General features: G+C 66.2%; 18 protein-coding genes and 2 tRNA genes. 8 read left to right on the forward strand and 12 right to left on the reverse strand.

All coding sequences use genetic code 11. The annotated features are described in order from the left end of the window. Nucleotides 1–32: 32 nt before the first annotated feature. Nucleotides 33–1,115, reverse strand: coding sequence for an ABC transporter ATP-binding protein (locus XI03_RS30300; RefSeq protein ID WP_271594168.1), 1,083 nt, complete (start codon nt 1,113–1,115; stop codon nt 33–35). Nucleotides 1,116–1,328: 213 nt separating this feature from the next. On the opposite strand from XI03_RS30300, the gene XI03_RS30305 reads away from it, so the two are divergent. Next, a complete protein-coding gene (locus tag XI03_RS30305) occupies nt 1,329–2,267 on the forward strand; it encodes a LysR family transcriptional regulator (protein ID WP_038950496.1) in 939 nt (312 codons plus the stop codon). A gap of 209 nt (nt 2,268–2,476) precedes the next feature. On the opposite strand, the gene XI03_RS30310 is transcribed toward XI03_RS30305, so the two are convergent. Both XI03_RS30310 and XI03_RS30315 read right to left on the reverse strand, forming a co-directional pair. Further along, a tRNA-Gly gene (locus XI03_RS30310) sits at nt 2,477–2,550 on the reverse strand. Nucleotides 2,551–2,878: 328 nt separating this feature from the next. Beyond that, the gene (locus tag XI03_RS30315; protein ID WP_271594169.1) at nt 2,879–5,284 is read right to left on the reverse strand and encodes an ATP-binding protein; all 2,406 of its coding nucleotides are present in this window, start codon (nt 5,282–5,284) and stop codon (nt 2,879–2,881) included. Nucleotides 5,285–5,629: 345 nt separating this feature from the next. Between XI03_RS30315 and XI03_RS30320 the strand changes: the two genes are divergently transcribed. Next, on the forward strand, nt 5,630–6,343 hold the full coding sequence (locus tag XI03_RS30320; protein ID WP_038972355.1) for a substrate-binding periplasmic protein: 714 nt from the start codon (nt 5,630–5,632) through the stop codon (nt 6,341–6,343). A gap of 12 nt (nt 6,344–6,355) precedes the next feature. Here the strand turns inward: XI03_RS30320 and XI03_RS30325 are convergent, their stop codons facing one another. Further along, the gene (locus XI03_RS30325) at nt 6,356–6,559 is read right to left on the reverse strand and encodes a hypothetical protein (protein ID WP_028141071.1); all 204 of its coding nucleotides are present in this window, start codon (nt 6,557–6,559) and stop codon (nt 6,356–6,358) included. Nucleotides 6,560–6,581: 22 nt separating this feature from the next. Then, a complete protein-coding gene (locus XI03_RS30330; protein WP_038950498.1) occupies nt 6,582–6,764 on the reverse strand; it encodes a hypothetical protein in 183 nt (60 codons plus the stop codon). 210 nt (nt 6,765–6,974) lie between these two features. Between XI03_RS30330 and XI03_RS30335 the strand changes: the two genes are divergently transcribed. Next, entirely contained in the window at nt 6,975–7,355 is a 381-nt protein-coding gene (locus tag XI03_RS30335) for a YciI family protein (RefSeq protein WP_028141072.1), read from the forward strand. Between the two features lie 9 nt (nt 7,356–7,364). Here XI03_RS30335 and XI03_RS30340 read toward each other — a convergent pair whose 3' ends face one another. Then, complete coding sequence (locus tag XI03_RS30340) at nt 7,365–7,955, reverse strand: TMEM175 family protein (RefSeq protein ID WP_028141073.1); 591 nt, start codon at nt 7,953–7,955, stop codon at nt 7,365–7,367. Nucleotides 7,956–8,082: 127 nt separating this feature from the next. Between XI03_RS30340 and XI03_RS30345 the strand changes: the two genes are divergently transcribed. Both XI03_RS30345 and XI03_RS30350 read left to right on the forward strand, forming a co-directional pair. After that, nucleotides 8,083–10,140 carry an ATP-dependent helicase gene (locus XI03_RS30345; RefSeq protein WP_271594170.1) on the forward strand — a complete coding sequence of 686 codons (2,058 nt, stop codon included), beginning with the start codon at nt 8,083–8,085 and terminating at the stop codon, nt 10,138–10,140. Between the two features lie 56 nt (nt 10,141–10,196). Further along, nucleotides 10,197–11,177: an NADPH:quinone oxidoreductase family protein gene (locus tag XI03_RS30350; protein WP_271594171.1), complete on the forward strand. Its 981-nt coding sequence runs from the start codon at nt 10,197–10,199 to the stop codon at nt 11,175–11,177. A 41-nt stretch (nt 11,178–11,218) separates the two neighbouring features. Here the strand turns inward: XI03_RS30350 and XI03_RS30355 are convergent, their stop codons facing one another. The 3 genes from XI03_RS30355 to XI03_RS30365 are packed head-to-tail and all read right to left on the reverse strand — an operon-like array spanning nt 11,219 to nt 14,336. Continuing rightward, on the reverse strand, nt 11,219–12,466 hold the full coding sequence (locus XI03_RS30355; RefSeq protein WP_271594172.1) for a metal-dependent hydrolase family protein: 1,248 nt from the start codon (nt 12,464–12,466) through the stop codon (nt 11,219–11,221). Nucleotides 12,467–12,483: 17 nt separating this feature from the next. Continuing rightward, nucleotides 12,484–12,981 carry a GAF domain-containing protein gene (locus XI03_RS30360; RefSeq protein ID WP_271594173.1) on the reverse strand — a complete coding sequence of 166 codons (498 nt, stop codon included), beginning with the start codon at nt 12,979–12,981 and terminating at the stop codon, nt 12,484–12,486. After that, nucleotides 12,978–14,336 (reverse strand): MFS transporter, encoded by a 1,359-nt coding sequence (locus XI03_RS30365; RefSeq protein WP_028141078.1) that lies wholly within the window; start codon nt 14,334–14,336, stop codon nt 12,978–12,980. The genes XI03_RS30360 and XI03_RS30365 overlap by 4 nt, the downstream gene beginning before the upstream one ends. 87 nt (nt 14,337–14,423) lie before the next feature. Here XI03_RS30365 and XI03_RS30370 point away from each other — a divergent pair, with 87 nt between their 5' ends. Together XI03_RS30370 and XI03_RS30375 are read left to right on the forward strand one after the other, a co-directional pair. Beyond that, nucleotides 14,424–15,371, forward strand: coding sequence for a LysR family transcriptional regulator (locus tag XI03_RS30370; RefSeq protein WP_256379470.1), 948 nt, complete (start codon nt 14,424–14,426; stop codon nt 15,369–15,371). A 150-nt stretch (nt 15,372–15,521) separates the two neighbouring features. After that, the gene (locus XI03_RS30375; protein ID WP_028141080.1) at nt 15,522–16,553 is read left to right on the forward strand and encodes an LLM class flavin-dependent oxidoreductase; all 1,032 of its coding nucleotides are present in this window, start codon (nt 15,522–15,524) and stop codon (nt 16,551–16,553) included. Nucleotides 16,554–16,569: 16 nt separating this feature from the next. On the opposite strand, the gene rlmB is transcribed toward XI03_RS30375, so the two are convergent. Then, nucleotides 16,570–17,397, reverse strand: coding sequence for a 23S rRNA (guanosine(2251)-2'-O)-methyltransferase RlmB (gene rlmB / locus XI03_RS30380; protein WP_161966418.1), 828 nt, complete (start codon nt 17,395–17,397; stop codon nt 16,570–16,572). A gap of 206 nt (nt 17,398–17,603) precedes the next feature. Between rlmB and XI03_RS30385 the strand changes: the two genes are divergently transcribed. Next, nucleotides 17,604–17,689: transfer RNA gene (locus XI03_RS30385), tRNA-Tyr, on the forward strand. 201 nt (nt 17,690–17,890) lie between these two features. Here XI03_RS30385 and XI03_RS30390 read toward each other — a convergent pair. Next, a complete protein-coding gene (locus tag XI03_RS30390; protein ID WP_095426198.1) occupies nt 17,891–18,376 on the reverse strand; it encodes a hypothetical protein in 486 nt (161 codons plus the stop codon). A 43-nt stretch (nt 18,377–18,419) separates the two neighbouring features. Continuing rightward, on the reverse strand, nt 18,420–18,905 hold the full coding sequence (locus tag XI03_RS30395) for a hypothetical protein (protein WP_152102768.1): 486 nt from the start codon (nt 18,903–18,905) through the stop codon (nt 18,420–18,422). Nucleotides 18,906–19,114 lie beyond the last annotated feature (209 nt).

The following is a 19,114-nucleotide window of genomic DNA, read 5'->3' on the forward strand; positions in this document are numbered from 1 at the left end:
GGTTTCTTCTTTCGGTTGGACAAGGCTTGAGTTCAGTCCTTCACCTTCGGCACGACGATGGTGTCCTGGGGATGAAGGGTGACGGTGAGGCTGCCGCCGAGCGGCGGGATGCGGCTGTAGGCCTGATGATAGCTCGGCTGGCGCAAGCTGAGCGCGATGCCGTCAGCGAGCGCCAGGAAGATGCGCAGGCTCTCGCCCTGATAGACGATATCGGTGACCGTGCCGGTGAGCCGGTTGCAGGCGGCATCCTGTGCGCCATCGTCGATCAGCAGCTTTTCGCTGTGCACGGCCAGCATCAGCGCATCGCCGTCGGGGATGGCGCGGGCGCTACGCAGCAGCGCGTTGCCGAGCGCGACGCTGGTGGCATCGACACGGCGCACCGACAGCATCGTGGCTTCACCGATGAAGCTCGCGACGAAGGAATCGGCGGGATGGTCGTGCAGCCGCGCGGGCTCGTCGATCTGGATCAGCCTGCCGTCCTTCATCACCGCGACACGGTCGCTCATGGTCAGCGCCTCGCGCTGGTCGTGGGTGACGTAGATGATGGTGGCGCCGATTCGCCGGTGCAGCGCGCGCAGTTCGATCTGCATGGATTCGCGCAGCTGCTTGTCGAGCGCGGAGAGCGGCTCGTCCATCAGGATCAGCCGCGGCTCGAAGATCATGGCGCGGGCGAGCGCGACGCGCTGGCGTTGGCCGCCGGAGAGCTGCGCGATGCCGCGCTCCTCGTAGCCGGCGAGGCCGACCATCGCGAGCGCCGCGCGCACCTTGTCGGGCCAGCTTGCCTTCGGCAAGCGACGTGCACGCAAGGGAAAGGCGACATTCTCGCCGACGCTCATATGCGGAAACAGTGCATAGTTCTGGAAGACGACGCCGATGTCGCGCTTGTGCGGCGGCATGTAAGTGACGTCGCGACCGCCGAACAGGATCGTGCCAGTCGTAGGCAGGATGAAGCCGCCCAAGATGCCAAGCAGCGTGGTTTTGCCGGAACCGGAGGGACCGAGCAGCGAGACGAACTCGCCGGCGCCGACATTGAGGGAGACGTCGTCGAGAGCGCGAACGGCGCCGTACGCCTTGCTCGCGGACCGGATCTCGACGCTTTCCGCTCGTCTGTCCAACGATCGCCCTCGCCTCGTTCCCTGTCATGACGTGCCTCACTGCGCGCCATAAGCCTGCTTTATAGACAGCATCCCGGAGCAATCGCGGGTACAGCGTGCGCCGCACCAAAACTGTCTCCCGAACACCCTGTCTTTAGGCTGTGACACGAATGACACCAGACTTGGCAAAACTCGGCAATTGCCAAATTCTCACTGCGCCCATAACATGACGTTATGCCCGAGCTGCGCAGGATGCTGCCCTCAAGTAACGCCCTGTTCGTCTTTGACGCAGCAGCGCGCAATGGCAGCTTCACGGCGGCTGCCGCCGAACTCAACGTCACGCAGCCGGCGGTAAGCCGGATGCTCGGACAATTCGAGGAGCATCTCGGCGTTCGCCTGTTCGACCGCAAGGCGGGCCGCGCGGTGCTCACCGAGGAAGGCGAGCAGCTCTATCGCCGCGTGCTCGAAGGCTTTCGCAGCATCGAGAGCGGCCTCGTCGAGATCGAGCGGCGCCGCAAGGGCACCGAGACCGTGACGCTGTCGGTCTCCTCTGCCTTTACCACGCACTGGCTGATGCCGCGCATCGACAAACTCCAGAAGCAGTTTCCCCAGGTCGATCTGCGCTTCCAGCTGATCTCCGGCGCATTACGCGGGCCGGTGGAGAACGTCGATCTCGGCATGCGCTTCCGCGATCGCGACGAGCCGTCGTCCGGCGGCACGCTGGTGATGAAGGAAGCGATGCTGCCGATGTGCAGCCCGACCTATCTCGGCGCGACCGATCCCACCGAGGGCAACACCATCATCCGCCTCGCCGAGACGCCGGGCGACTGGGCCGCGGATTACGCATCACTGCTCACCGGTCGTCGCGGTGCGGCCAAGGGGCTCAGCTTCACCGATTATGCCGTCGTGATGCAGGCCGCCCTGCTCGGCCAAGGCATCGCGCTCGGCTGGCTGACGGTCGCCTCGCATTGGCTCCTGACAGGCGCGCTGGTGCCGGCCTCCGATACACTCACCACCACGCGCCGTCTCTGCGAGTTCCTGCCGCCACGCAACCGGCCCATGCGGCCCATTGCCGCCGAGATCCGGGATTGGATCATCGCGCAAATGCGGATCGAGCTGGCTGCAATCGATCGGCAATATCCACGACTTGGCTTGATGCCTGCGTGCTACTGAGCTTTCAGGTGGATTTGCCTTCCTGACCGTCGGCTCGCCCGAGCGAATGAGCCGGCTGGCTCAGGTCGCTGTCCAAAGGTACGAACAAGCAGGCAACCGTCAGTTCCTATCGCAAAGCTCCGGCCATCTGGCGATCGACGTCAGCAAGCAGGCTTCAACTTTTCTGCGATCCACAATGAGCCCTCATTTCAAGCGGAGGGCCTGGGCGTTGGAGCGGGTGAAGGGAATCGAACCCTCGTATTCAGCTTGGAAGGCTGCTGCTCTACCATTGAGCTACACCCGCGTTACGGGCTCCCTAACACGGCCGGGCGGCGGTCTCAACTGTTCAGGAGGTCGCTTTCCGGCCGTCCTGAGCCTTGCGAATCGCGCCCGGTTCCTTCCGACCCGCCGCCTCTTAACAGCGGCGGCAATGCCGCCTATATTGAAATCTTCCGAAACCAACGAAAGGAGGTGATCCAGTGTCTCTTACCAAGCGCTGTCACCTCGCTGGGATCGCCCGCTAAGCTTTGAACAAGGCTTGGCATCGGGGCGCTCTCAGCCCTGGACCAGCGAGCAAGAAATCGGGCGCGACGGGGCTTCCCCGCCGCGCCTTTTTCGTCCGCCGGCGCTGCTCAGGCCGGCGGCTCGCCCGCAAGCACCTCGCGAATCTTCTGCGACAGCTCCGACTTCCGGTAGGGCTTCCTGAGCAGCGCCACGCCGGGATCGAGATGTCCTCCGTGGACGATGGCATCGTCGGTGTAGCCGGAGGTATAGAGCACCCTTGCTCCCGGCCGCCGGAGCCGGACCGCGTCGGCCAATTCCCGCCCGTTCATGCCGCCGGGCATGATGATGTCCGTGAACAGCAGATCGAATTTGGCGCCCTGGTCGACCAGCGCCAGTGCGGAGGCGCCGTCGCCGGCCACCAGCGTGCGATAGCCGAGGCTGCCGAGCCGGGCGATGACATAGCCCTGCACCAGCGGATCGTCCTCGACCACGAGGATCGTTTCGTGCCCGCGTGCCGTGTCGAGCGCCTGGACCGGCGCGGTCCTTGCCGGCGCCTCGCCCTTCGACCGCGGCAGGAACAGCCGCATCACCGTGCCGCGCCCCTCCTCGCTCTCGACCGCGACGGTGCCGCCGGTCTGCTTGGCAAAGCCGTAGACCATGCTGAGCCCGAGGCCGGTGCCGCGGCCGACGCCCTTGGTGGTGAAGAACGGCTCGAACACGTGCTCGCGGATGTCGGCGGGGATGCCGTGGCCGGTGTCGGCGACCGCGACCATCACGAAGGCGCCGCGCATGGCATCGCCGTCGCCCGCAGCGTCGGTGTCGTCGAGCTCGCGGTTCGCGGTCTCGATCGTGAGCTTGCCCCCGCCCGGCATCGCGTCGCGCGCGTTGACGGCGAGGTTGACGATCGCGGAGGAGAGCTGCGATGGATCGGCCATCGCGGACCACGCATCGTCGGCGAGCCGGGTCACGATCTCGATATGGGCGCCGAGGATCGGCCTCAGCAGTTTAGCGGTCTCGATCACGAGGGCGTTGACGTCGATCTCGCGCGGCTCCAGCGGCTGGCGGCGCGCGAAGGTCAGGAGCTGCGAGGTGATCTCCGCGCCGCGCGCGGCCGCATCGTCGATCAGCTGCGCGATCGCGGCGAATTCGGGCTTGTCCGCAAGCCCCTCCTGGATGATCTCGATGGTGCCGGTGATGACCGTGAGCACATTGTTGAAGTCGTGCGCGACGCCGCCGGTGAGCTGGCCGATCGCATCCATTTTCTGGGATTGGCGCAGCCGCTCCTCGGTCTCGTGCTGCTCGGTGAGATCGGTCGCGGAGCCGCGATAACCCATGAAGCTTCCGTCGGCGGCGAAGACCGGCTGGCCGTTGACGCTGAAATGATGCATCCGCCCCGTGGTGTCGCGGCCGCGATATTCGAACTTCCGGAACGGCTCATGGCGGTCCAGCATCGCCATGTGCGCGCGCCATTTCTCGGGCTCGGCGTCGCAGCCGGACGCGGCATCGGTGCGGCGCTTGCCGATCAGCGCCTTGTTGTCCATGCTGAAGGCACCGGCCCGGTCGGAAATGTAGGTGAACCGATGGTCCGGTCCGGTCTCCCAGAACCAGTCGGACGCGGTCTCGGCATAGTCGCGGAAACGCTCTTCACTCGCACGCGCGTCCTCTTCGGCGCGCCGGCGGACCTTGAGGTCGCGCTCGAGATTTGCATTGGCCTCGCGCAGCTCGCCATAGGCCCGCTGGAGGTTCGCGCACATCGCGTTGAAGGCGTCGATGACCTTGTCCAGCTCGTCGGCATCGTAGGGCGGCCGGCGCTCCAGGCGCAAAGGCGGCGGCGGCCGCGCCAGGCTGTATTTGCTGACGAAGTCTGCGATGGCGACCAGATGCCGCGTCACCAGCAGATGGAACATGTAGATGATGAACAGCGAGACGAGGAACGTCTTGGCCGCCTGGCTTGCCAGGATCACCAGCGCGCGGTTCAGCAGATGCTGGTAGACGTCGGTCAGCGTCGCCTCGACATGGAGCACGCCGATCTCGCGTGCGGTCCCCTGCACATTGGTGTTCAGCGGATAGTCGCGCGTCACGACCGAGCGAGTGCTCGGCTCGCCGATGGCGAGGCGGATCGGATTGGGACGATCGGCAATCTCGCGCACCTCGGCGGCGCGGATGTCGGGCAGCCGGAGGATGCCGTCGAGCTGGAGCTTGAGCTGGTTCTGGTCGAGATTCCAAAGGCTCTCGCCCAGGCTGCCGGTGGTGCTGCGGCCGATCTCGTCGAGCCTGGTCTCGATGAGGCCGACCTCGCGATCATAATCGAGATAGAGCTGGAGCGCCGTCAACGTCAGCGTCACGACCGAAGAGAACAGCAGCACGGCGGCGAGCAGGCGCGGCCCGACGCCGCTGCGCGACCAGTTGAAGAGCCGGGACAGCAGCGCGGCGAACATCGAAGGCGCGAGCGCGGTGCCGATCAAATCCTGCTTCGCAGCCGCCGGTGCAACGGCGCGGCCGCGATTGGAGTCCTCGTTACCAGCCTTGGCCATGCACCACATCCCCGGAAACGGCGGCACGCTGCGGCCGAGCGGTCGCAGCCTCGAGCATTTCGCTCGTCGAGACTTCCCCTTCCCGCGATGCGCGCGGCGATCCCGTCGGCCGATTTCCTGTCAACCCCTGGGCGGCTTGAGGTCGGCGGGGTCATGTCTTGCGTCCGCTAGCAGGATTGTCGCGCAAACTACCACTTCGCGTGGTAGAATGACATCGGTGAAAGTCCGGACGTCGCCTGCACCTCGGGCGGGCAGTGACTTCTATGGCCACGCGCAGGCGCCGTCTCCGGTAGATCGGCGGACATCGGAATCCAGCGGTAGCTTCGGGCAACGAGGAGGCGCGTCATGTGGCGGATTATCGTCGCCTGCCTGTCACTGCTTGCAAGCGGTCCATCGCCGGCGCAGGAGGTCATCCGGCTGGCGCGCATCGCCGACATCCCCGATCAATATGTCGGCGGCGAGATGTTGCGGGCCGTTTACGCCAGGCTGAACATCAGGCTGGAGTTCGAGGACGTCCCCGGCAAGCGCGCGCTCGCGCTGTCGAGCGCCGGCGCGGTCGACGGCGAAATCCAGCGCATCGGAACGCTCTCGCGCGACTACCCGACGCTGGTCCAGGTCACGCCGGCGATCAACTATATCGAGCCGGCGGTGTTTGCGACGAAATTCCGGTTCGACGTCGCCGGCTGGGACTCGATCAGGGACTACAGCATCGGCATCGTCCGCGGCGTCGGCTCCTCGGAGGCCGGCACCCGCGGCATGGCCCGCGTCACGGCGACCACTGGCCTCGACAACATGGTCAGGATGCTCGATGCCGATCGTTTCGACGTGATGGTCACCGACCTCTTCAGCGGGCTCGCCGCGGTGCGCAAACTCAATCTGCAGGCCAGGATCCACCCGCTCTCGCCGCCGCTCGAGCGCATCCACATCTACCATTACCTGCACGAACGCCATCGCGATCTCGTGCCGAAGGTAGGCAAGGCGATCGCCCAGATGGAGGCGAGCGGCGAATTGGCGGCGCTGCGCGAGGCCCTGGTCAAGCAGGTCTTGAACGCCCCGTAACGGGCCGCCGGCTCAGCCCGTGCGAAGCCTCTCGCGCAAGGCGACGGCGGCGATCAGCATGCCGACGCACCAGGCCACGACGGCGCGGTGGGGCTCCCCGCCGAGCAGCACCGTGAAGATGCTCGTCAGCAGGCACGGCACGATGACCTTGCCCGTCCGGCTCGTCAGTGCGAGCAGGAACGGCATCGCCGCGATCGATATTTGCAGGACGTCCATATGGGACATCGGGCGCGAGGCTTCAGAAGCCGCAAACACCGAGCGCGCGCGGCCGCTTGCCGCGCCGGCTTTCGACGATGCGCTCGCCGCCATTCTCGGCCGAGCTGCCGTAATAGCGGTGATGGCCGCTTTGGTCGTGCAGATCGGCCGTCTGAGATTGTCCGGCACGACGTGCGTCGCAGATGATCTTGATGTGACCCGACATTGCCGCCTCCAGCAGAAATCTTGTTGTTGTGGTCATCAGTCGCGACCACTTCCGGCGGCGTTCACACGGCAATGCCGCAATCGGGTTTCAGGACGGTTTCGTCGCGGCCCGGCCACGCAATATCTTATGCTTGAATTTATTTTGGGGATTGTCGGCATCGCCTGCGGTGCTACGTCCTCTGGGATCGGTGCAGAAAACAACGAGGTGACGATGCTGTACGCCATCCTGGCCTACCACGTGGAAGACGAGATCCTGTCCTGGACGCCTGAGCAGGACGCCGCAGTCGTGGCCAAGGTCATCGAGGTTCAGGCCCCCTTGCGGGCCAGCGGGCAGTTCGGGCCGGCCGCCCGTCTGGATGAGACCCGAAAGGCCCGCACCTTGCGCGGCCCCGGCGCGGGCATGGTGCTGGACGGCCCGTTTGCGGAGACCAAGGAGCAGCTTCTGGGCTTCCACCTGATGGAATGCGCCAGCGAGGAGGAGGCGATCGCGGCGGCGCGGAAACTGCGTGCGGTCAACCCGACTGCGGTTTACGAAATCCGCCCGGTCAAGCTTTACGTGCCGGCCGATGGGTTCGGGGCGACGTCCGGGTGAGGCACGGCCTCACGCGCCCGGCCCGGTCCGCGCACCGTAGAAGCGCTGGATCGCGAGCCCGCCGAAGGCGATGAACCAGACGAAAGGCGCGATATGCGGGGCGAACGCCGCCACGATCGTGCCCGGGATGAACACCAGGAGCGGAAACAGCGAGGCCATGATCTCCTGGCGCCAGCCGCCGAGGATCGTCCACCACAGCCAGGCATTGAGGCCGGCGATCGCGGTCAGGTGCAGCCCGTAGAGCACCGCAACCGCACTGCTCATGCTGTAATTGGTGTAGAGGCCGTTGGTGACAGGCAGCAGAACGATCGAGAGCAGGAAGAACAGGTTGAGGATCACGGCGCCGCGGCTGCCGACGGGTTGGCGCGCCAGCCGCCGGTGATGGCTGATCCAGAACACGCCGGCGATGATGAAGCTGAGGGCAAGGCCGGCGAGCTTGCCGGAATAGACGTGGGCGAGATCGCTCCAGTCGGGCACGCTGGTGAAGACCGCAGCTTTGGGCAGGTCGTAGGCCAACAGCGTCATGGCGACACCGAAAATGGTGTTGCTGAGCGATTCCAGCCGCCGCATCTCGAACTGGTCGGATTTGAGCTCGGTCATGCCGGGTGCGCTTTTCGGACTGGAACCTGGGGGCGTCTTTCCCCCTAAATCCTAAACCCGGTCCCGTCCAGCCGCATTGCGATTCGCGACGGGATCGCCGACTCTCGCCCTTTCACCGGGGCGATTCGTGGCGACATATCTGGACACGCTCAATGCGGAGCAGCGCCGCGCCGTCGAGCATGGCGTGGCCGATGGCGCGACCGTGGGCGCTCCCCTGCTGGTGATTGCCGGCGCCGGCTCCGGCAAGACCAACACGCTGGCCCATCGCGTCGCGCATCTGATCGTCGCCGGCGCCGATCCACGCCGCATCCTGTTGATGACCTTCTCCCGCCGCGCGGCGGCCGAGATGGCCGGCCGGGTCGAGCGCATCGCCCGCAAGGTGCTGGGCGAGAACAACGCCGCCATCATGCGCGATGCGCTCAGCTGGGCCGGCACCTTCCATGGCATCGGCGCGCGTCTGCTCCGCGAATATGCCGAACGGATCGGCGTCGATCCCGCCTTCACCATCCACGACCGCGAGGATTCCGCCGACCTGATGAACCTCGTCCGGCACGAGCGCGGCCTGTCGAAGACCGAGAGCCGCTTCCCCGCCAAGGGCACGTGCCTGTCGATCTACTCGCGCTGCGTCAACGCCGAGATGGAGATCGAGAAGGTGCTGGGGGTGCACTATCCCTGGTGCGCCGGCTGGGCCGCCGAGCTGAAGGGCCTGTTCGCGGCCTATGTCGAGGCCAAGCAAGCCCAGCACGTGCTCGATTACGACGATTTGTTGCTGTACTGGTCGCAGATGATGAGCGATGCGCTGATCGCCGAGGAGATCGGCGGCCGCTTCGATCACGTGCTGGTCGACGAATACCAGGACACCAACCGCCTGCAATCCTCAATCCTCCTGGCGCTCAAGCCCGACGGACGCGGGCTCACCGTGGTCGGCGACGACGCCCAGTCGATCTATTCGTTCCGCGCCGCCACCGTGCGCAACATCCTGGATTTCCCGCAGAGCTTCTCGCCCCGCGCCGAAATGATCACGCTCGACCGCAACTATCGCTCGACGCAGACCGTGCTGGCTGCGGCCAACGGCGTCATCGGGCTCGCGCGCGAGCGCTTCACCAAGAATCTCTGGACCGACCGCGCCGCCTCGCACAAGCCGCAGCTTGTCACCGTGCACGATGAGGCCGACCAGGCGCGCTACATCGTCGAAGAGGTGCTGGCGAACCGCGAGCAAGGCGCGCTGCTCAAGCACCAGGCGGTGCTGTTCCGGACGTCCTCGCATTCAGGCCCGCTCGAGATCGAGCTGACCCGCCGCAACATTCCGTTCGTCAAGTTCGGCGGGCTGAAATTCCTCGACGCCGCGCACGTCAAGGACGTGCTGGCGCTGCTGCGCTTTACCGAGAACCCGCGCGACCGCGTCGCCGGCTTCCGCATCCTGCACCTCTTGCCCGGCATCGGACCCGCGACCGCGCAGCGCGTGCTCGACCACATGGCGGAAAGCACCGATCCGCTCGCCGCACTCGGCCAGCTCCCGGTGCCCGCGCGCACCGGCGCCGACTGGACCGACTTCGTCCGCACCGTCGGGAATTTGCGCTATTCGGAATGGCCGGTCGATCTCGAACGCGTGCGACTCTGGTACGAGCCGCATCTCGATCGCCTCCACGAGGATTCCGAGACGCGCCGCGCCGATCTGATGCAGCTCGAGCAGATCGCCAGCGGCTATGCCTCTCGCGAGAAATTTTTGACCGAGCTCACGCTCGACCCGCCGGACGCGACCAGCGACAAATCCGGGCCGCCGTTGCGCGACGAGGATTATCTGATCCTGTCCACCATCCACTCCGCCAAGGGCCAGGAGTGGAAATCGGTGTTCGTGCTCAACGTCGTCGACGGCTGCATGCCGTCCGATCTCGGCGCCGGCACCAGCGCCGAGCTGGAAGAGGAGCGACGCCTGCTCTATGTCGCGATGACCCGGGCCAAGGACGATCTGCACCTCGTCGTCCCCCAGCGCTTCTTCGTCCACGGCCAGCAAGCCAAGGGCGACCGCCACGTCTACGCCTCGCGCACCCGCTTCATTCCGGAGCAGCTGGTCTATCTGTTCGAGCGCACCGCCTGGCCGAAGGCTGCCGCGGGCGCGGCCCGCACCGCGGCGCAGGGGCCGAAGGTCGACATCGGCGCGCGTATGCGCGGGATGTGGCGGTAGACACAAGAGGCTCGTGTCGGGACCTGTCAGGATAACCGGAACAACAGAGGTCCGACATGAAAGCCGTCGTCGTCGAGCAATACGCACCGATCGATCAGATCGAACTGAAGGACGTCCCGCCGCCGTCCATGGAACCGGGACAATTGCGCATCCGCGTGGAAGCTGCCGGGATCGGCTTCGTCGACGGCTTGAAGATCGAGGGACGCTATCAGACCAAAGATCCCCTGCCCTTCATTCCCGGGACGGAGTTCGCGGGCGTGGTGACGGACGCGCCCGGCGCACCCGGCGGCTATCAGCCCGGCATGCGCGTGATGGGGATGACGCGCTCGGGCGCGCTTGCCGAAGAGATCGTCGTCAGACCCGAAGCGCTCCATCCCCTGCCCGACGGCGTCGCGGCCGAAGTCGCCGCTTCGTTTCGCGCCAACTATCTGACCGCCCTCTATGCGCTCAGCTCACGCGCCATGCTGGTCGCAGGGGAACAGCTTCTGGTGCTGGGCGCAGCTGGCGGCACCGGAATTGCGGCAGTCCAGATCGGCAAGCTGCTTGGCGCCCGTGTGATCGCAGCAGCATCGACACCGGACAAGCGCGCGTTCGCGCTGGCGCACGGCGCCGACGCTGTGATCGACTACACGCAGACTGGCTGGCGCGACACACTGAAGGAATTGACGGGAGGACACGGCGCTGACGTGATCTTCGACCCCGTCGGCGGCGAGATCTCGGTGCAGGCCTTTCGCTCCATCGCCTGGCGTGGCCGTCATCTCGTGGTCGGTTTTGCCGCCGGCGCAATCCCCGCACTGCCGTTCAACCTGCCACTGCTGAAGGGCGGCGCCCTGCTCGGTGTCGACCTCGCACAGATCCCGTTGCGCGAGCCCGAGGTGCAGAAGCGCCTGATGTTGCAGTTGACGGGCTGGCTTGCCGACGGCCAGCTGAAGCCTGTGGTCGGTCGCGTCTTCGCGCTGGGCGATTTCCGGGAAGCGTTCAGGACCATGCAGACGCGCGGGGCGCTCGGCAAGATGGTCGTGCGCATCTCGACATAGGACGCACGAGCGGCGCGAGGGCGTCCGTGACGCAGCGGCAGCTACGTGTTCAGCCTGTCGAACTGGACCTTGCCCGCCTTCATCACCAGTGGAATATGCTCGCCCTGGCCGAGCAGGCAGGCGACGTCGCGCAGCGGATTGCCGTCGACCACCAGCAGGTCCGCGATCGACTCGGGCACGATGCGGCCGAGCTTGCCCTCCATGCCGAGCACCTCGGCGCCGATTACCGTGGCGCTGGCGATCACCGCGCGCGGACCGAGAATCTCGGCGCGGATCCGGAATTCGTCGCTCTGCAGGCGCTGCGACGGCCCGAGCAGGTCGCTGCCGAACCCCATCTTCACGCCGGCGTCGCGATAGATCGCGAGCGAACGCAGGCCGGCGTCGCGGACATCGGCGATCTTGGCGACGCTCTCGGGCGGCAGGCCATATTGCGCGCCCTCGTTGGCCAGCGCCTCGTAGGTGACGAGCGTCGGCACCACATAGGCGCCCTTCTCGGCCATCAGGCGCGCGGTCGGAGCATCGACCAGATTGCCGTGCTCGATGGTGCGCACGCCGCAGCGAACCGCGCGCTCGATCGCGGCGGCGGTATAGGCGTGGGCGAGCACATAGGTCTGGCGCCCGCGCGCCTCCTCGACGATGGCGCGGATCTCGTCCTCGGAGTAGCCGAAGGCGCCGACCGGATCGGTCGGTGACGCGACGCCGCCGGACGCCATGATCTTGATCTGGTCGGCGCCCATCTGCAGCTCCTCGCGCGCCGCCTTGCGCACGCCGTCGACGCCGTCGGCAACGCGCGCCAGCGCGCCGACGCGCACGCAGCAGGGGCACGGTGCGTCGCTGGCGAGGTAATCCGAACGTGCCCGCATGTCGCCATGCCCGCCGGTCTGGCTCAGCGCGCGGCCGGAGACGAAGAGCCGCGGGCCGTCGGTGAGACCGGTCTCGATCGCCTGCTTCAGCGCATGGCCGGCGCCGCCGGCGTCGCGAACGGTGGTGAAGCCACGCCGAAGCATGCCGCGCAGCAGCAGCGTCGAGCGCAGCGTCACCAGCACGTTCGGCATGTGCACCTGCTGCGACAGATTGAGCTCGACCGCCACCGCATGGACATGCAGGTCGATCAGGCCGGGCATCAGCGTCTTGCCGTTGAGGTCGATGGTGCGGTCGACTGAAGCCTGGAGCGGCCGGTCCGAGACCTCCCTGACCACATTGTCCTCGACCAGCACGTGATGGCCCTCCAGCAAATCCGGCTGAAGCGGATCAAGCAGAGCGGCGTTTTTGAAGAGGGTGCTGGGCATGGTCGTTTCCTGTCTGGTCAGGACTGTGTGAGCAGCGCGGGCAATGCGAGCTGGGCAAATGGAAGACACGCGGCGGCATCGTCCGCGCCGTACCAGCCCGCTTCATGGAGCAGGTTGAGCGAGCCGAGCGTGCGCCCGCGCCAGCGCACGGGCATGTTGAGCACGCTCTCGCAGCCGAGTGAAGCGATCAGCTCGTGATCGGCGAACACATTGCGCAGATCATCGAGAGTGCGGCCGATATAGGCCTCGCCGCGGTCGAGCACGGCCTCGGTCCAGGGGCCCGGCGCCAGCCGCTTGCGGCCGCCCGTCGGGTAAGGCCCGGGGAGATTGGAATAGATCCGCGCCGCTTCGCCCGTATCGTCGTCATAGGTCAGGATCGTGAACAGCTTGTGCCCGATCGCCGATTTCAAGGCTTGGTCCATCGCCGAGAACAGCGCCTCCGGCTGATCCGCCCTGCCCTGCGCCGCCGCCACGGCGTTGAGCAGCGGATCGGGCGGGCGCGTCGTTGCCCTCATGCGACTTCGCCCGCCGCAATGTCTTCCAGCGAACGGCCGCGCGTCGGCACGCCCATCACCACGACGGTGAGCGCACCGATCAGCAGAACGCTGGTGGTGATCCCGAACACGCCGGCAAAGCCGAAATTGGGATAGAGGTAGCCGACCAGGATCGGCGAGACGATCGCGCCGATGCGGCCGATCGCCGAGGCAAGGCCGGCGCCGGTGGTCCGCACCGGCGTCGGGAACACCTCCGCCGTATAGGCATAGACGCCGGCATAGGTGCCGTTCATGAAGAACGACAGCAGGATCCCCGCGACCATGATGTGCTGGTCGCTCTGCGCGAAAGCGAGTCCGAGCGCGCTGATACCGCCGAGCACCATGTAGGACGCAATGGTCGCCTGCCGGCCGATGCGCTCGTTGAAATACGCGGCGCTGAAATAGCCGGGGATCTGCGCGCAATAGATCGCGAGCGAATAGGCGAAGCTCTTGGTGATGCTCATGCCGTTCTGGACCAGGAGGCCGGGAATCCAGACGAAGAAGGAATAATAGCTGAAGGTGATCGCAAGCCACATGATCCAGGTCATGACGGTGATGCGCGCCTGCCGGGGCGCCAGAAGCGCCGCGAAATTGGCAAGCAACGTTCCCCCGGCGACGGGCGGGCTGACCGCGTCGACGACCGGCTGCGGCAGCACATGCCCCTGGCGCGCGAAGCCGGCTTCGATCCTGTCCAGCACCGCTTCGGCTTCCTTCGCCCTGCCCCGGCTTTCCAGCCAGCGCGGCGATTCCGGCAGCGCCCGGCGCCACCAGAGCAGCATGACGACCGGCACCGCGGTGATCACCAGCACGATGCGCCAGCCGTTCTCATAGGCGGGAACGATGAAGTAGCCGAGCAAGGCCGCCGCGACGAAGCCGAAGGAGAAGAACCCGGCCAGCGCGCCGGTGAAGCTGCCGCGGAAGCGCCGCGCCACGAACTCGGCGAGATAAGGCGCGATGATCGCGCTCTCGGCGCCGGTGCCCATGCCCGCGACAACGCGGGCGGCGAAGAAGGACGGCCAGCTGTCCACGGCGGCGCTGACGATCGATGCGGCACAATAGAGCGCCAGCGCCGACATCATCACCGCGCGGCGTCCGATCAGGTCGCCGAGCGTGCCCGCCAGCAACGCGCCGAACAGGAAGCCGATATAGGTGCTGCTGCCGAGCACGCCGATCTGCACGCTCGTCAGATTCCAGGCGGTGCGCAGCACCGGCAGGATGAACGCCAGCACGGCGGCGTCCATCGCGTCGAACATGTAGCCGAGCCCGCCCATCAACAACAGATGCGTGTGGAAGCGTGCGAATGGCAGGCGCTCGATGCGCGCCGAGATCATCGACATGTAAGTCCCCTCTGTCCGGCGGCCCGGCATCCGCAAGTCCCTGGGGGAACCATAGACAAAGAGATATTATCGTCATAATTTATAATCGTGATCCCATACATCACCACGGTGAATGTTCTGTCGTTTCGATCGCTCGACCTCAACCTGCTGAAAGTCTTCGAAGCCCTGATGACCGAGGGCAGCGTGACGCGCGCCGCCAACGCACTGCTGATGACGCAGCCGGCGGTCAGCAACGCGCTGGCGCGGCTGCGCGACGCGCTCGGCGATCCCCTGTTCGTCAGGTCCGGCACCGGCATCCGTCCGACCCAGCGCGCCGTGGTGCTGTGGGAGCCGATCGGCGAGGCACTCGAAACCGTCCGCGGCGCGCTCGACGAGCAGGTGTTCGATCCGCGCCGCGCGCAGACCGAGTTCAGCCTGTCGATGTCGGATTACGTCGCCTCGCTGGTGATGCCGAATCTGCTCGGCCATTTCGGCAAGGTCGCGCCCAAGGCGCGCGTGCACACCGTCCCCAACACCATTCTGGAGATCGCCGATCAGCTCGAAGACAATCGCGTCGATTGCGTGCTCAGCGTCTATGTCAACGAGGCGCAGCAGCCGGCGGCCATCCGCTCGCGCTCGCTGTGGACGGTCGACTATGCCTGCTTCATGCGGCGCGGCCATCCGCTCGCCGCCCAGAAGCGGCTCAGCACGCGCAGCTTCCTCGGCGCAGGCCATGTCGACGTCAGCCTCGCCGGCAAGACCCTGCCGTCCTACGACCTCTTCCTCGCTTCGCGCGGGCTGTCGCGCAATCTGGTCGCGACCGTCAATCACTACAGCGCCGCTTACGAGGTGGTGCGCCAGTCCGACCTGATCGCGGTGCTGCCGAGCGATCTGCGCTCGCAATCCCGGCACGCGCCGTTCCTGCACGCCATGCCGCTGCCGCTCAAGGCGCCGCCGCGCATCGTCAGCCTGTTCTGGCACCAGCGCAACGACACCGTGCCGGCGCAGCGCTGGCTGCGCGAGACCCTGGTCGAGATGTTCACCAGGTCCGACTGAGCGTACGGGCGCGGGCCTGGCACGATCCAAAGAGGAAACGGTGGGTTTCTCAAAGCAGCATTGTTGCACCGGCCGCCGCGGCCTAGCTCCATCGCAGACGATTCCCTCCCACAGCGACAAGCGCAAGCTGCGCCCGCAGAGACCTCACCGATGACCGCATCGCTTCAATTCGGACTGGATACTTTTGGCGACGTCACCAGGGATGCCGCAGGCGCCATGCTTCCGCACGCGCAGGTGATCCGCAACGTCGTCGACGAAGCGGTGCTGGCCGACGAACTCGGCCTCGACTTCATCGGCCTCGGCGAACACCACCGCGCCGATTTTGCGATCTCCTCGCCGGAGACCGTGCTCGCCGCGATCGCATCGCGGACCAAGCGCATCCATCTCGGCTCGGCCGTAACGGTGCTGTCTTCGGACGATCCCATCCGCGTCTTCCAGCGCTTCGCCACGCTGGACGCGCTCTCCAACGGACGCGCCGAGGTGATCCTCGGCCGCGGCTCGTTCACTGAATCCTTTCCGTTGTTCGGTTTCGACCTGCGCAAATACGAAGAGCTGTTCGAGGAGAAGCTGGACCTGTTTGCTGCCCTGCTGGCGCAGAAGCCGGTGAGCTGGGAGGGCAAGCTGCGTCCGCCGCTGCGGGATCAGCTGGTCTATCCCCCGGTCGAGAACGGCCGGCTTAAAACCTGGATCGGCGTCGGCGGCAGCCCGCAATCGGTGGTGCGCGCTGCGCATTACGACCTGCCTTTGATGCTCGCGATCATCGGCGGCGATCCCGCGCGCTTTGCGCCGTTCGTCGATCTCCATCACCGCGCCGCCAAGGAGTTCGGCCGCCCCGCGCAGCCGATCGGCGTGCACTCGCCCGGCTATGTCGCCGAGACGGATGAAGAGGCGCGCGAGGAGCTATGGCCCGACTACAAGGCCATGCGCGACCGCATCGGCAAGGAACGCGGCTGGCCGCCGATGGGCCGCGACGAGTTCGCGAGCGAGGTCGAGCACGGCTCGCTCTATGCCGGCTCGCCGGAAACGGTGGCGCGCAAGATCGCCAGGACGGCGAAGACGCTCGGCATTGCGCGGTTTCAGCTGAAGTATTCGGCGGGTCCCTTGCCGCATCAGAAGCTGATGAAGAGCATCGAGCTTTATGGGCGCAAGGTGGTGCCGATGGTGCGGGAGATGATGGGGTAGCGGCTTGAGGCCCCGCCTACTTCATCAGCCCGAGCCGGCTCGCGCCGACATAGAGCGAGAGCACGGCGGCGTTGGAGACGTTGAGGCTCTTGATCTCGCCGGGCATGTCGAGCCGCGCCACGACGCTGCAGGTCTCGCGGGTCAATTGCCGCAGGCCCTTGCCTTCGGCCCCTAACACCAGCGCGAGCGGCTCGCGCAGCGCGACGTCGCTGAGATCCGCGCTGCCTTCGCTGTCCAGCCCGACGGTCTGGAAGCCGATTTCATTCAGCGTGGTCAGGGCGCGCGCGAGGTTCTGCACGGTCACAACAGGCACCAGTTCCAGCGCGCCGGAGGCGGCCTTGGCGAGCACGCCGGTGGCTTCCGGGCTGTGGCGGGCAGTGGTGACAATCGCCTTCACCGCGAACGCTGCGGCAGAGCGCAGGATCGCGCCGACATTGTGCGGGTCGGTGATCTGGTCGAGCACCAGCACCATGCCTTCCTGCTTCAAGGTCTCGATATCAGGCGAAGGCAGAGGATCGGCTTCCGCAAGCAGGCCCTGATGCACGGCATCGGGCGAGAGCAGACGGTCGATCTCCTGGGGCCGGACGATCTCGGGCGTGACGCGGGTCTCGATATTCTCGTCCGCAAGTCGCTTCGCAGCGTTCTCGGTCAGCGTCAGCTTGCGGATCCGTCGCTCCGGGTTGGCCAGCGCCATGGTGACGGTGTGCCAGCCATAGAGGATGACCGGCCCGTCGGCGTGCGAATCGCGGTCGCGCCAGGCCGGCCGGCCGGCCGATTTCCCGGGTCTGTTGAAGGGCTTAGCCCCGCCGCGGGGGCCCCTGGGGGTGAATTTTCGATCCTTCATGGGCTCGCTTGTGTCACGGGTGCCGGAATATGGCAATTTGGGTGGCTTCGAAGGCGATTTTAGCTGTTCGCCTCGGTTGACTTTGCCCCACCGGATCGCCCATAACCGCGCCCGGTCGCGCCCCCATCCGGGCTGTCGCGGCCTTCACGTTCCATGGCCGTCTTCGGTCGCCGGCAAGGTCCGGCCCGATTGTGCTGCCGTCGAGCGGGGGAGTGTCCCGAGTGGCAAAGGGAGCTGACTGTAAATCAGCCGCCTCATGGCTTCGCAGGTTCGAGTCCTGCCTCCCCCACCAGCCTTCGCTCGCTTCGCGAGCTTCGGCCTGGCAAGCCAATCCAGATCATCATTCAGCGAAGCGAGCGAAGGCTGCCACGCCGTAGCCGTCAGGCGTAGGCGGGCTATCGACCTGATTGATCGCGCCCGCACATAATCAGAAAAGCAAAACGCCCGTCCGCATCGTGCGAACGGGCGTCTCGTCAGCTCAACCGATCAAGGATCAGTAATAGCGGCGCAGCACGCGGTGACCGCCATAGTACGGCGCCGGCGCGTGACGGTGGGCGTAGCCGTAGCGCGGACCATGGCCGTAGTGCACGCGCGGCAGATAGCCGTAGCGCGGGCCGTAGCCGTAGCGGTACGGACGGTAGTACGGGCGGTGATAGGGAGCCACGGCGGCGCGATAGCCGTAGCCGTAATTGGCGGGCGCGACGACCGCGTCTTCACGATAGGTCGGATACGGCGCGAAGGCGCCCGGGCCGGTATAGGTCGGGCCCTGGTTGACGTGATAATACTGCGTGGCCGGCTCGGCGAGACGCTCATAGGCGCCATAGCCATAGCCATAGCCGTAGCCGCCGCAACCGGTGTTGCAGCCGGAATAGACCGGCGCGACCGGCTGGCACGGGTTGAAGCCGCACGCCGCGGCGGGTGCCGTGGCGACGAACATCACGGCAGCCGCCGCAACCAGTCCCGAAATCATTTGACGCATTACTCTCTCCTGTTGATTTCTGTTTGTTGGATTTTGACGTTTCTTAACCCGGCGGTTTGCCGGGGACCTGGACATGCGGCCGCGGTCGCGGTGGCCGCGGACGATCGTTGATTTCAGGCGCGAGGATCACCGGCGGCGGATCGACGGGCACGTCCATCTGCGGCGGCAGCGGCGCCGATTGCGCGCCCCAGCTCTGGTGATAGCTCTCGGCGGGCTTCGGCAATTTTCGGTTCGCGGGCGGCTCGACCTCGAGCCGGCCGTAACCGGGCCGCAGGCCCAGCGTCGGATAATAATGGCCGACGTCGGCAGGCTGCCGCTCGGCGACATAGCGCCCGCCATAGATCGTGGGCTGCACCTGCTGGTTCTTGCCCAGGCCCCAGACACCCTCGACCACGGCATAGGACGCGTCGATGTTGTTGATGATGATCGGCACGCCGGGCCGGCCGGGCACGACGATATCGAAGCCTTCGCCGGCAAACGCCGTCGCAGGCAGTCCGATCAGAAAGGCAGCGAGCGCCACAATGCGCATGAGGGGGACCCCGGTTATGCGGCGGCAACCTATCCGATCGCGGCGCAGAGAGGGTTAAGGCCCGCTCACCAAATTCCGGTAAGCCTAATGTGTAAGGATTGCGGGCCGCTCAAATGCCGCAAAGCGAATGAGCGAAGCGTTAACGGCGTGTGACTCGCCGCACGGAACCGCACCGTGCGCTCACATCCGTTTGACCGTTTGCTTGCAAA

This window comes from Bradyrhizobium sp. CCBAU 65884, from assembly GCF_028128835.1.
Taxonomy (GTDB): Bacteria; Pseudomonadota; Alphaproteobacteria; order Rhizobiales; family Xanthobacteraceae; genus Bradyrhizobium; species Bradyrhizobium ottawaense.